General features: G+C 63.3%; 13 protein-coding genes. All 13 read left to right on the top strand.

All coding sequences use genetic code 11. From position 1 onward, the window contains the following. Window positions 1-52: 52 nt before the first annotated feature. Window positions 53-1,147 (top strand): glycosyltransferase family 2 protein, encoded by a 1,095-nt coding sequence (locus ROSERS_RS22865; protein WP_011959116.1) that lies wholly within the window; start codon window positions 53-55, stop codon window positions 1,145-1,147. Between the two features lie 62 nt (window positions 1,148-1,209). Then, window positions 1,210-2,490 carry a glycosyltransferase family 4 protein gene (locus tag ROSERS_RS22860; RefSeq protein ID WP_011959115.1) on the top strand — a complete coding sequence of 427 codons (1,281 nt, stop codon included), beginning with the start codon at window positions 1,210-1,212 and terminating at the stop codon, window positions 2,488-2,490. After that, window positions 2,414-3,310, top strand: coding sequence for a Uma2 family endonuclease (locus ROSERS_RS22855; RefSeq protein ID WP_011959114.1), 897 nt, complete (start codon window positions 2,414-2,416; stop codon window positions 3,308-3,310). Before ROSERS_RS22860 ends, ROSERS_RS22855 begins: the two co-directional genes overlap by 77 nt. A 59-nt stretch (window positions 3,311-3,369) precedes the next feature. After that, the gene (locus ROSERS_RS22850; RefSeq protein WP_011959113.1) at window positions 3,370-4,374 is read left to right on the top strand and encodes a Uma2 family endonuclease; all 1,005 of its coding nucleotides are present in this window, start codon (window positions 3,370-3,372) and stop codon (window positions 4,372-4,374) included. Between the two features lie 59 nt (window positions 4,375-4,433). After that, window positions 4,434-5,228 carry a Uma2 family endonuclease gene (locus ROSERS_RS22845; protein WP_011959112.1) on the top strand — a complete coding sequence of 265 codons (795 nt, stop codon included), beginning with the start codon at window positions 4,434-4,436 and terminating at the stop codon, window positions 5,226-5,228. 59 nt (window positions 5,229-5,287) lie between these two features. Beyond that, on the top strand, window positions 5,288-6,019 hold the full coding sequence (locus ROSERS_RS22840; protein WP_011959111.1) for a Uma2 family endonuclease: 732 nt from the start codon (window positions 5,288-5,290) through the stop codon (window positions 6,017-6,019). A 59-nt stretch (window positions 6,020-6,078) separates the two neighbouring features. After that, window positions 6,079-6,936 (top strand): Uma2 family endonuclease, encoded by an 858-nt coding sequence (locus ROSERS_RS22835; RefSeq protein WP_011959110.1) that lies wholly within the window; start codon window positions 6,079-6,081, stop codon window positions 6,934-6,936. A 53-nt stretch (window positions 6,937-6,989) separates the two neighbouring features. Next, on the top strand, window positions 6,990-7,739 hold the full coding sequence (locus tag ROSERS_RS22830; RefSeq protein WP_011959109.1) for a Uma2 family endonuclease: 750 nt from the start codon (window positions 6,990-6,992) through the stop codon (window positions 7,737-7,739). 11 nt (window positions 7,740-7,750) lie between these two features. Then, window positions 7,751-9,655, top strand: coding sequence for an asparagine synthase (glutamine-hydrolyzing) (gene asnB / locus ROSERS_RS22825; protein ID WP_011959108.1), 1,905 nt, complete (start codon window positions 7,751-7,753; stop codon window positions 9,653-9,655). Window positions 9,656-9,659: 4 nt separating this feature from the next. Then, window positions 9,660-10,772, top strand: coding sequence for a glycosyltransferase (locus ROSERS_RS24510; protein ID WP_011959107.1), 1,113 nt, complete (start codon window positions 9,660-9,662; stop codon window positions 10,770-10,772). Beyond that, window positions 10,727-10,888, top strand: coding sequence for a hypothetical protein (locus ROSERS_RS26325; protein ID WP_157041200.1), 162 nt, complete (start codon window positions 10,727-10,729; stop codon window positions 10,886-10,888). The genes ROSERS_RS24510 and ROSERS_RS26325 overlap by 46 nt, the downstream gene beginning before the upstream one ends. 19 nt (window positions 10,889-10,907) lie before the next feature. After that, entirely contained in the window at window positions 10,908-11,903 is a 996-nt protein-coding gene (locus tag ROSERS_RS22815; RefSeq protein WP_011959106.1) for a glycosyltransferase family 2 protein, read from the top strand. Window positions 11,904-11,908: 5 nt separating this feature from the next. Continuing rightward, a complete protein-coding gene (locus tag ROSERS_RS22810; RefSeq protein ID WP_232282716.1) occupies window positions 11,909-13,228 on the top strand; it encodes a glycosyltransferase family 4 protein in 1,320 nt (439 codons plus the stop codon). Window positions 13,229-13,254: the final 26 nt, after the last annotated feature.

Below are 13,254 nucleotides of genomic sequence, written 5' to 3'. Positions count from 1 at the left end.
CATCGCCATATACTACAGAGTGGCAACCGAATCGCGTGGAGGTGGACTGGGGATGTCCGAAGGTGATGTCAGCGTCGGACAGGCATCGCGCACGCACGAGACGCGCGATACACGTATGGCGATTCCCACCGACGATCCTCAGGCGGCGCTGGCGTTCTGTCGCCGGCTGGCAGGGTTGCTCATAGATCATTCCGACAATGGCGTCATGCCGCCGTCGCGTCCACATCTCTCTGTTGTCTTGCCAGTCTTCAACGAGCGCGAAAACCTGCCTGCGCTCTACGAACGGTTGGTACGCGTGCTCGATGCCGGGAACCACTCGTATGAACTGGTGTTTGTCGATGATGGGAGCCGCGACGGGAGCCGTGATGTGTTGTACGCCCTTGCAGAACGCGACCCGCGCGTTGTCGTTGTCGAACTGGCGCGCAATTTCGGGCATCAGATCGCAATCAGCGCCGGGCTGGACTATGCGCGCGGCGATGGCGTGATTGTGATGGATTCGGATTTGCAGGATCCGCCGGAGGTGCTGCCGGAGTTCATCGCACGCTGGCGCGAGGGGTACGATGTGGTCTACGCGGTGCGCGCGAGCCGGAAGGAGAATCTGCTGCTGCGGGCGGCATATGCGCTGTTCTACCGCCTGTTGCGATGGATTGCCAATATTGATATTCCCCTCGATGCTGGCGATTTTTGCCTGATGGACCGGCGGGTGGTGGATGTGTTGACCGCCATGCCGGAACGCAACCGGTTTGTGCGCGGCATTCGCAGTTGGGTGGGGATGAAGCAGATCGGGTTGCCGTATGATCGGCAGGGACGTTATGCCGGAAAGCCGAAGTATACGTTGAGCCGATTGACCTATCTGGCGATCGACGGAATCGTGGCGTTCAGTTTTGTGCCGCTGCGGATCATCACCATTCTTGGCTTCATTGTTTCTGCCGTGTCGATTGCACTGGCGATCCTCTATACCGTGCAGCGCCTGGCGTTTGGGTTGACGCCGCCTGGATTTCCAACGTTGATCGTGGCTATTTTCTTCCTGGCAGGCATTCAACTGATCACCATCGGCGTCATTGGTGAATATGTGGGGCGTATTTATGAAGAAGTGAAACAACGCCCGCTGTATGTGGTTCGACGTGTGACGGGGAGGATGGGTTGAGGGTTGAAGGTTGAAGGTTGCAGGTTGCGGGTTGCAGGTTGAACGGTGTAAGAGGCGAAGTTGTGCGTATTCTGATGCTCAACAATGAGTTCCCGCCGCTCGGCGGTGGAACAGGCTCGGTCAATCAGGCGCTGTTGCAGCGGTTGGCGCATGTTGCCGATCTGGAGATCGACCTGTTCACAGCAGCTCTGGGACGCACGCCAGAACGGGAGCAGTTCAGCGAACGCATCCGCCTGTACAAGGTTCCGGTCGATAACCACGATATCCACCACTCATCGAACCGTGAGTTGCTCACGTATGCGGCGCTGGCATTGCCAGCGGCGCTGGCGCGCCATCGGGTGCTGCCGTATGACTTCTGCTTTGCCTGGAGCGCTGTACCTGCCGGTTCGGTCGCGCTGGCGTTGCGCCGTCTCTGCGGATTGCCGTATCTGGTGCGGGTGAGCGGACCGGATATCCCCGGTTTCGAGGAGCGCTACGCGCGGCTCTATCCGATACTGACGCCGATCATTCGATCAGTGTGGCGAAATGCGACGCTCGTTGTGGCGAAGTGTGACGGAGAAGCTGCGATGATCCGCCGGGTCGATCCGTCTATCGCGCCAGTGCTGGCGCCGAATGGCGTTGATGTGCGCGCGTTTCGGATGGCGGCGCCGCGCAACAATGGTCCGCTGCGGATCATCTGCGTGGCGCGCCTGATCGAGCGCAAAGGGCAACGCCATCTGCTGGCGGCATTGCGTCGTCTGCGCGATGCCGGTGTGACCGCGACGGTCGAATTCGTCGGGACTGGTGATGCAGCGCAGGCATATCGCGCCGAAGCCGATCGTCTGGGGATCGCCGATCAGGTGACGTTTGCCGGGTACGTGCCGCGCGAACGGATTGCCGACCATTATGCTGCGGCTGATGTCTTTGTGCTGCCGTCGTACAACGAGGGGATGAGTGTGGCGACGCTCGAAGCAATGGCGGCCGGGTTGCCGCTGGTGGTCACCCGCACCGGAGGCACTGCGGAACTGGTGCAGGAGGGGGAGAATGGGTTGACCTTTGCGTGGGGTGATGTCGAGACCCTTGCGCAGCACCTGGCGTATCTTGCCGCGAACCGTGAGGTGGTGCGGCAGATGGGGGCAGCGTCACGGCGTCGCGCGGAGCGGATGTCGTGGGATGCAGTCGCGGCGCGCTATCTGGAGATTTTCGACCGGATGCTGAACCGGGATGTCCACGGAACGGCGTGCGTGGTAGAATCCCTGCAAGATCATAAGGCGAGGAGGGACGAGCATGACCATAACTGCGGCGACCGCGCCGGAGGTAGACCCGACCAAACCGCCACCGGCGGAGTTTCTGCCGGACTATGACCAGTTCGTGACCGAGGATGATGCGCCGGTGGACAATTTCTTCTCCGAAAAGCAGCAGCGCCTGCTGACCGAGCCGCTCTACAGCGCACGAATGGCGGAACGCCTGGGACGACCGCTGCTGGCGGCGGCGAATGTGGGGGTGTTCTACGGCGAGGGGCAGCCTGCGATTGTGCCGGATGCGCTGGTGAGCCTGGACGTGGCGCTGGCGGCGGACCTGTGGCCCAAGGCGAACCGGTCGTACTTCATCTGGCGCTTCGGCAAGCCGCCGGACGCAGTGGTGGAGATTGTGTCGAACCGCGAAGGGGGCGAACTGGGGTCCAAGCGGGAGCGCTACGCGCAATTGGGGGTGGCGTACTACGTGGTGTTCGACCCGCAGCGGTTGCTGGGGGAGGAGGCGCTGCGGTGCTACGAGTTGCGCGGGCGGACGTATGCGCCGTGTGCGGAGAACTGGCTGGGGGACATCGGTCTGGGGGTGCGGTTATGGGAAGGGGAATACGAAGGGGTGAAGGCGGTCTGGCTGCGCTGGTGTGATCGAGAGGGGAACGTCATCCCGACCGGGGCGGAACTGGCGGCGGCGGAGCGAGCGCGGGCGGAAGCGGAGCGGCAACGGGCGGAGGAAGAGCAGCGGCGCGCGGAGGAAGCCCGCCAGCAGGCCGCAGCGGAGCGGCAACGGGCGGAGGAAGAGCAGCGGCGCGCGGAGGAAGCCCGCCAGCAGGCCGCAGCGGAGCGGCAACGGGCGGAGGAGGAGCGGGTGCGAGCGGAGCGCCTGGCGGCGCGGTTGCGCGCACTGGGGATTGACCCGGACGCCGAAGCGCTGTAGGCGGATGCGGCGATCTGTGCCCGAAGCAGAGCGAGAAACGGGCGGAAGGAGGGACGAGGATGACGGTGACTATTCCGGCGACCGCGCCGGAGGTGGACCCGACCAAACCGCCGCCGGCGGAGTATCTGCCGGACTATGACCAGTTCGTGACCGAGGATGATGCGCCGGTGGACAATTTCTTCTCCGAAAAGCAGCAGCGCCTGCTGACCGAGCCGCTCTACAGCGCACGAATGGCGGAACGCCTGGGACGACCGCTGCTGGCGGCGGCGAATGTGGGGGTGTTCTACGGCGAGGGGCAGCCCGCCATCGTGCCGGACGCGCTGGTGAGCCTGGACGTGGAACTGGCGGCGGACCTGTGGCCCAAGCCGAACCGGTCGTACTTCATCTGGCGCTTCGGCAAGCCGCCGGACGCGGTGGTGGAGATTGTGTCGAACCGGGAGGGGGGCGAACTGGGGTCCAAGCGGGAGCGGTACGCGCAATTGGGAGTAGCGTACTACGTGGTGTTCGACCCGCAGCGGGTGCTGGGGGAGGAGATGCTGCGGTGCTACGAGTTGCGCGGGCGGACGTATGCGCCGTGCACGGGGGGCTGGCTGGAGGATATCGGTCTGGGGGTGCGGTTGTGGGAGGGGGAGTACGAAGGGGTGAGGACGGTCTGGCTGCGCTGGTGTGATCGAGAGGGAAACGTCATCCCGACCGGGGCGGAACTGGCGGAAGCGGAGCGAGCGCGGGCGGAAGCGGAGCGGCAACGGGCGGAGGAGGAGCAGCGGCGCGCAGAAGCGGAGCGAGCGCGGGCGGAGGAAGCGCAGCGGCGCGCCGAGGCGGAGCGAGCGCGGGCGGAGGAAGCGCAGCGGCGCGCGGAGGAAGCCCGCCAGCAGGCCGCAGCAGAGCGGCAGCGAGCAGAAGAAGAGCAGCGGCGCGCCGAGGCGGAGCGGCAACGAGTGAAGGAAGCGCAGCGGCGCGCGGAAGAAGCCCGCCAGCAGGCCGCAGCGGAGCGGGCGCGAGCGGAGCGCCTGGCGGCGCGGTTGCGCGCGCTGGGGATTGATCCGGACGCCGAAGCGCTGTAGGCGGATGCGGCGATCTGTGCCCGAAGCAGAGCGAGAAACGGGCGGAAGGAGGGACGAGGATGACGGTGACTATTCCGGCGACCGCGCCGGAGGTGGACCCGACCAAACCGCCGCCGGCGGAGTATCTGCCGGACTATGACCAGTTCGTGACCGAGGATGATGCGCCGGTGGACAATTTCTTCTCCGAAAAGCAGCAGCGCCTGCTGACCGAGCCGCTCTACAGCGCACGGGTGGCGGAACGCCTGGGACGACCGCTGCTGGCGGCGGCGAACGTGGGAGTGTTCTACGGCGAGGGACAGCCCGCCATCGTGCCGGACGCGCTGGTGAGCCTGGACGTGGAACTGGCGGCGGACCTGTGGCCCAAGGCGAACCGGTCGTACTTCATCTGGCGCTTCGGCAAGCCGCCGGACGCGGTGGTGGAGATTGTGTCGAACCGGGAGGGGGGCGAACTGGGGTCCAAGCGGGAGCGCTACGCGCAATTGGGGGTGGCGTACTACGTGGTGTTCGACCCGCAGCGGTTGCTGGGGGAGGAGGCGCTGCGGTGCTACGAGTTGCGCGGACGGACGTATGCGCCGTGCGCGGAGAACTGGCTGGGGGACATCGGTCTGGGGGTGCGGTTATGGGAAGGAGAATACGAAGGGGTGACGGCGGTCTGGCTGCGCTGGTGTGACCAGGAAGGGAACGTCATCCCGACCGGGGCGGAACTGGCGGAAGCGGAGCGGCAGCGGGCGGAGGCAGAGCGAGCGCGGGCGGAGGCGGAGCAGCAGCGCGCCGAGGCGGAGCGAGCGCGAGCGGAGCGCCTGGCGGCGCGGTTGCGCGCGCTGGGGATTGATCCGGACGCCGAAGCGCTGTAGGCGGATGCGGCGATCTGTGCCCGAAGCAGAGCGAGAAACGGGCGGAAGGAGGGACGAGGATGACGGTGACTATTCCGGCGACCGCGCCGGAGGTGGACCCGACCAAACCGCCGCCGGCGGAGTATCTGCCGGACTATGACCAGTTCGTGACCGAGGATGATGCGCCGGTGGACAATTTCTTCTCCGAAAAGCAGCAGCGCCTGCTGACCGAGCCGCTCTACAGCGCACGAATGGCGGAACGCCTGGGACGACCGCTGCTGGCGGCGGCGAATGTGGGGGTGTTCTACGGCGAGGGACAGCCCGCCATCGTGCCGGACGCGCTGGTGAGCCTGGACGTGGAACTGGCGGCGGACCTGTGGCCCAAGCCGAACCGGTCGTACTTCATCTGGCGCTTCGGCAAGCCGCCGGACGCGGTGGTGGAGATCGTGTCGAACCGGGAGGGGGGCGAACTGGGGTCCAAGCGGGAGCGCTACGCGCAATTGGGGGTGGCGTACTATGTGGTGTTCGACCCGCAGCGGTTGCTGGGGGAGGAGGTGCTGCGGTGCTACGAGTTGCGCGGACGGACGTATGCGCCGTGCGCGGGGGGCTGGCTGGAGGACATCGGTCTGGGGGTGCGGTTGTGGGAGGGGGAATACGAAGGGGTGAAAGCGGTCTGGCTGCGCTGGTGTGATCAGGAGGGGAACGTGATCCCGACCGGGGCGGAACTGGCGGAAGCGGAGCGAGCGCGAGCGGAGCGCCTGGCGGCGCGGTTGCGCGCACTGGGGATTGACCCGGACGCCGAAGCGCTGTAGGCGGATGCGGCGATCTGTGCCCGAAGCAGAGCGAGAAACGGGCGGAAGGAGGGACGAGGATGACGGTGACTATTCCGGCGACCGCGCCGGAGGTGGACCCGACCAAACCGCCGCCGGCGGAGTATCTGCCGGACTATGACCAGTTCGTGACCGAGGATGATGCGCCGGTGGACAATTTCTTCTCCGAAAAGCAGCAGCGCCTGCTGACCGAGCCGCTCTACAGCGCACGAATGGCGGAACGCCTGGGACGACCGCTGCTGGCGGCGGCGAATGTGGGGGTGTTCTACGGCGAGGGACAGCCCGCCATCGTGCCGGACGCGCTGGTGAGCCTGGACGTGGAACTGGCGGCGGACCTGTGGCCCAAGCCGAACCGGTCGTACTTCATCTGGCGCTTCGGCAAGCCGCCGGACGCGGTGGTGGAGATCGTGTCGAACCGGGAGGGGGGCGAACTGGGGTCCAAGCGGGAGCGCTACGCGCAATTGGGGGTGGCGTACTATGTGGTGTTCGACCCGCAGCGGTTGCTGGGGGAGGAGGTGCTGCGGTGCTACGAGTTGCGCGGGCGGACGTATGCGCCGTGCGCGGGGGGCTGGCTGGGAGATGTAGGATTGGGGGTGCGGTTATGGGAGGGGGAGTACGAAGGGGTGAGGACGGTCTGGCTGCGCTGGTGTGATCAGGAGGGGAACGTGATCCCGACCGGGGCGGAACTGGCGGAAGCGGAGCGGCAGCGGGCGGAGGAAGAGCAGCGGCGCGCGGAGGAAGCCCGCCAGCGCGCGGAAGCGGAGCGGGCGCGGGCGGAGGAAGAGCAGCGGCGCGCGGAGGAAGCCCGCCAGCGCGCGGAAGCGGAGCGGCAGCGGGCGGAGCGCCTGGCGGCGCGGTTGCGCGCGCTGGGGATTGACCCGGACGCCGAAGGGATATAGGCGGCAATCTGCGTCTGAAGCAGGGCAGGGCGCGCGTGGAAGGAGGGACGAGCATGACCGTGACTGCGGCGACCGCGCCGGAGGTGGACCCGACCAAACCGCCGCCGGCGGAGTATCTGCCGGACTATGACCAGTTCGTGACCGAGGATGATGCGCCGGTGGACAATTTCTTCTCCGAAAAGCAGCAGCGCCTGCTGACCGAGCCGCTCTACAGCGCACGAATGGCGGAACGCCTGGGACGACCGCTGCTGGCGGCGGCGAATGTGGGGGTGTTCTACGGCGAGGGACAGCCCGCCATCGTGCCGGACGCGCTGGTGAGCCTGGACGTGGAACTGGCGGCGGACCTGTGGCCCAAGCCGAACCGGTCGTACTTCATCTGGCGCTTCGGCAAGCCGCCGGACGCGGTGGTGGAGATCGTGTCGAACCGGGAGGGGGGCGAACTGGGGTCCAAGCGGGAGCGCTACGCGCAATTGGGGGTGGCGTACTACGTGGTGTTCGACCCGCAGCGGGTGCTGGGGGAGGAGGTGCTGCGGTGCTACGAGTTGCGCGGGCGGACGTATGCGCCGTGTGCGGGGGGCTGGCTGGAGGACATCGGTCTGGGGGTGCGGTTGTGGGAGGGAGAATACGAAGGGGTGAAAGCGGTCTGGCTGCGCTGGTGTGATCGAGAGGGGAACGTCATCCCGACCGGGGCGGAACTGGCGGAAGCGGAGCGGCAGCGGGCGGAGGCAGAGCGAGCGCGGGCGGAGCGCCTGGCAGCGCGGTTGCGCGCGCTGGGGATTGACCCGGACGCCGAAGCGACATAGGAGCCAGCGGTATGTGCGGCATCTGCGGCATAGCGTCACCCGATCTTGCCCAACCGGTCGATGCCGACCTGCTGCGGCGCATGAACGCGCGCATCATTCATCGCGGTCCCGACAGCGACGGGTTCTATATCGATGGCGGGTTCGGCATGGCGATGCGACGCCTGGCAATCATCGATGTGCGCGGCGGGGATCAACCGATCAGCAGTGAAGATGGGCAGGTGCTGGTCACGTTCAATGGCGAAATCTTCAATTTTCAGGAACTGCGCCGCGATCTGGAGCAGCGCGGGCATCGCTTCGCCACCTCCAGCGATACCGAAGTTATCGTTCACGGCTACGAAGAGTGGGGTGATGATGCGCTACTGCGCTTCAATGGGATGTTTGCATTTGCGCTATGGGATCGGCGCAGGCAACGGTTGCTGCTCGCGCGCGACCGCATGGGGAAGAAACCGCTCTACTGGTGGCATCATCCGGCGCACGGGTTGCTGTGGGGATCGGAAGCGAAGTGTATCCTGACTGCGCCCTGGGTCGAGCGACGGGTCGAGCCGCTGGCGCTGCACCACTACCTGACGCTCCAGTACACGCCAGACCCGCTGACCATGTTTGCCGGAATCTTTCAGTTGCCGGCTGCGCACAAACTGGTCTTTGAAGCCAATCACCCGCCGCGCATCGAACGCTGGTGGCAACTCGACTTCGAGCCGAAACTGCGTTTGAGCGACGGCGAAGTGGTTGAGCAGGCGCGCATCCTGCTCCGCGAAGCGGTTGCGCGGCGCCTGATCGCCGAGGTGCCGCTGGGCGCCTTTCTGAGCGGCGGCATCGACTCATCGATCATCGTGGCGCTGATGGCAGAACAGACGAGCGCGCCGGTCAAAACCTTCTCGATAGGCTTCAGTGAGCCGCGCTTCTCCGAGACGCAGTACGCGCGCGCTGTCGCTGAACGGTATGCGACCGACCATCACGAGTTCATCTTCCGTCCCGCCGATCTGACAGCAACGATTGAAGCAGTGATCGACGCCTGTGACGAACCGCTGGCAGACCCGGCGGCATTGCCATTGTTTGAGTTGTCGCGTCAGACGCGGAAGCATGTGACTGTGGCGCTGTGCGGCGATGGCGGCGATGAGACGCTGGCGGGGTATCAGCGCTACGCGCTCGATGGGTTGCTGCGACCATACGCAGCGCTGCCAGCGTGGATCACCCGGCGAGCCGTGCCAGCAGCGGTCGGCATACTGCCCGATCCGGCGTGGATACCGGAGGATCGCAGCCCCATTACCGGACTGAAACGCCTGGCGCAGTGGTCGGCGACGAACCCCAAAGCGTCGCTGGTGCGCTGGGGTTCGTACTTCAGCCACGAAGCAAAACTGGCGCTCTATACCGACCAATGGCGCAATGCATTTGCGCATATCGATACGGCAGATGTCATCGCCACTGCCTACGACGAGGCGCATGCTGCAAATCGCCTGGATCGGACGCTCTACGCCGATCATGTCACCTATCTGGCGGGCGATCTGCTACCAAAGACCGACCGCATGAGCATGGCGCATGCCGTTGAGGTGCGTGCACCATTTCTTGATGACTGGTGGGTCGAATGGACGGCGCGGCTGCCGGAGCGCTTCAAGGTGCGCGGCAGGCAAACAAAATGGTTGCTCAAAGCCGCTTTCGGCGACAAGCTGCCGCCCGCTATTGCAGCGCGCGGCAAACAGGGATTCAGCGTCCCGGTGGGGCAATGGTTGCGCGGCGAGTTGCGCGCATGGGCGCGTGAACGACTGCTGGACAATCCCGTGCTGCACAGATGGTTCCGTCCTGAGGCGATTGCTCGCTTGCTGACCGAGCACGACAGCGGTCGGATCAACCACGGGAAGCGCCTGTGGGCGTTGCTCTTGTTCGGAGTGTGGGGGGAGCGTTACAAACCGTATCTGTAAAGCGATGAAAGTCCTTTTTTGCATCGACCACCTCCGATCCGATGGGACGCAGCGCGTTCTCTGTCAACTGACGATGGGTTTGACCAGGCGCCGCCATCGAGTTACCACGCTTTGTCTCAACGACTCTTTCGATGCGCCTATGCTCGATAGTCTGCGGGCAGCGGGCGCAGATGTAAAAATTGCAGGCAAGGCAGGTCTGGCAGGCGGCTATGGCATTGTCGATATCGTGCACTGGATGCAGCGAGAGCGCTTCGATGCGGCAGTAACAATGCTCTTCTGGTCCGATGTCATTGGGCGCATTACAGCACGCCTGGCGCATATACCGCGTCTCATTTCATCAATTCGAGCGCGCAACCGGCAGTATGCTCTCTGGCAGTTGCTTCTCGTGCGGGCGACGATGCCTCTTGTGGATGCAGTCGTCCTGAACAGTCGTCGGGTTGCTGCATTCGCGGTCGCTGGAGAAGGCGCTCCTCCTGACCGGCTTGTCCATATCCCGAACGGTGTCGATGTGTCGTCATACGAACGTGCTCTACCACGCACAGCGCTTTGCGCCCGATTTGGCGTGCCGGAGGATGCCATGATTATTGGTAGCATCGGGCGGTTGACATACCAAAAAGGGTTCGATGTGCTTCTCGATGCACTGGCTCAACTTCCACTCGTAAATGTGCATCTCATCGTGGCAGGCGCAGGGGAAGAGCGGGAGCATCTGCACAGGCAGGCTCGATGCCTGGGTATCGATAGACGGGTTCATCTGGTTGGATATCGCAGAGATGTCCCCCAATGGTTGGGGGCGCTCGATGTGTATGTTCAACCATCGCGCTTCGAGGGAGCGCCCAATGCGCTGCTTGAAGCAATGGCCGCAGGATGCCCGATTGTTGCGACCGAGGTTGACGGCAACAGCGAACTGATTGCTGATGGGATTCATGGCTGGTTAGTGCAGGCAGATCATGTCGGCTCTCTGGCGGGCGCTCTGGGCGAAGCGTTGGCGAATCGACCAGAAGCGCGGCGACGTGGTGCAGCTGCATATGAGCGTGCACGAACAGAGTTTAGCGTCGAGCGTATGGTGGAAAGGTGGGAACAGGTGTTGACGAACAATTGCTGTGCGCCGACCCCCTGACCATTTCGCCAGCGGTGATACGTTCGCCTGCGATGCGTCTGGCAAAAACGCTGCTTGATCACGCGCTGGCGCTCTACTGGCGTGGTGTGCGCGGCGTGCTCTATCCGTCGGACTGAGAATGATGGGCGGTACACGATGAGACCACTCCTATCAACCGTCATCGTTAACAGTGACGGATGCGCCGATACGCTGCGTTGCCTGGAGTCACTTTTCGCTCATCCGCCGGATCTCGCGACACTCGCCCGGCTCGTTGACGCTCTCCCAGAGCACGAAATCATTCTGGTCGATAATCGGTCACGCGATGGATGCGTGGCGCAGGTGCGTGAACGCTTTCCTTCAGTGAAGATTATCGAGTCTCCGACACGCCAGGGATTTTCCCGGAATTACAATCTTGGCATTCGACAGACGAGCGGGGTATTTGTTCTGGTGCTCAATAATGATACGCTCGTGCATCCCGGCGCTTTGACAACACTACTGAACGTCATGATCGAAACTCCATCATATGGGATGGCAGGTCCGCGTCTAGTCGGGCGCGATGGATGGGTGCAGGCAGTTTGTGCACGTCCAGTTCTGACGCCTCGGGAGTATCTCCTGACGCAATCGATCGCTGATCCTGGTTTTCCAATAGGACGACTATGGCTGTTGTATCAGCAGATGAGCGTCGCGCGTCGGCGGAGTGGTCTGGCGCCGTGCATCAGCGGCGCATGTATGCTGGTGCGGCGGACGGCTTTTGAGCAGACCGGGCTTTTCGATGAAGCGGTCGATTTCTACTACGAAGATATTGAATGGTGTCATCGCATGGCATGTTATGGCTGGCAGGTGGGGTATGTCGCAGAGGCGACTATTACGCATATCGGGGATCAATCGATCAGCAAAGTCAAAGTCTGGGCAAAACAGAGCGAATACTTCAGTGCACTGCGCTACTTTCGTCGCTATCATCACCTTACCGACCAGGACGCTCGTGTTCTGCGCATTGTGACCTCGTTTGGATGGTTGATGCGAGGAATTACGTTCTTACTCGCTGAAGGATTGTTTGGATACAAAGGGCATGCCCGCGCCTATCTCTATCTCTGGAAATGGATTTTGAGCGACCCTTCCGCAGATGGTACGCAGGCGCAGAGGAAGCAATGACAGGAATGCGCACGCATCGTCCAGAACGCTCGGTTCTGATGGTTGGTTACTATTACACACCAATCGAGAATCCAGGTACGCGTCGGCTTGGAGCGTTCGCCCGCTATCTACCGCAGTACGGATATCGTCCAGTCGTGCTGACGACTTCCAGTTACGGCGCCTGCGCCGATGATGACGCCCGTCTGATTTTTCGCGCTCCAGATATCCTCGATGTGGGACGCTGGCTCGCGCGCCGCGTTTATTGCGCACGAAGCGTAGATTTGGGTGATCGATTGTCGCCGATGATAACGCCGGACAGTCGTCTGAGTCGCGTGCTGGAACACGTCTTGATCCCCGACATCCATATTGGATGGGTTCCTGGCGCAGTCCTGCGTGGCAGAGCGCTCTTGCGCTCCGGCGCTTTCGGTGTCATCTTCAGCAGTTCGCCGCCGCCTTCGGCGCATCTTGCAGCGCTGGCGCTGAAGCGGATGTCGGGATTGCCCTGGGTCGCCGATTTCCGTGATGGATGGACATTTGAGCCGCCAAACCCAGTTATGTTCACCTCACCGGCGCGTCTACGCATCGAACGCACCCTTGAACGTGCTGTCGTGCTCAGTGCGGATCGGATTGTGACCGTCAATCGGGTGATCGCCGACGATCTCCGCCGCAGATATCCAGCGACGGCAGGCAGAATTGCCGTCATCAGCAACGGGTATGATTCCGCCGATATTGCCGGATTGCAATCGTATGTGAAGGGAGAGCGATTGCGTATTATCCATACCGGCTCGCTGGCGTACAGCCGAAGTCAAACAACTATCAATGGATTTCTTGCAGCGCTGGATCGTCTCCATCAGCAGCAATCACCGATTCTGGCAGACCTGGACGTGTGTTTCGTCGGGCGCCTGAATGCATCAGAACGCGATATGCTGACCCGAACCGGTTGTCAGGGATGCGTGACTGTTGAAGGTCCGCTTTCTCATCGTGAAGCGCTTCAACGGCAGTTCAGCGCCGATGTGCTGTTGCTGGTGACATCTGCAAACGCTGCCAGCGTCACCACCAGTAAACTGTTTGAATATCTTGCCAGCGGACGACCTGTTCTGGCACTAACGGGTCGCTCGGCGGCGGCAGAGTTGATCGAGGAACTCGACGCCGGCATTGTGGTTGCGCCAGATGATGTTGAGGGCATCTGTCGTGCGTTGGAGCGGTTTCATGAGCGCTGGCGCTCCAATGAACTGCCCACCCGCGTCGATCCGCGTGTGCAACGCTTTGATCGACGTAGTCTGACCGGCGATCTGGCGCGGATGTTCGATACGCTGGTTGAAGTGGAGACAAAAGACAAATTGTAGTGCAATACGCGCTGATGCCATCGATC

Origin of the sequence: Roseiflexus sp. RS-1 (assembly GCF_000016665.1) — a bacterium.
Taxonomy (GTDB): domain Bacteria; phylum Chloroflexota; class Chloroflexia; order Chloroflexales; family Roseiflexaceae; genus Roseiflexus.
The sequence above is the reverse complement of the archived record's forward strand: the minus strand, read 5'-3'. Positions and strand labels throughout refer to the sequence as shown.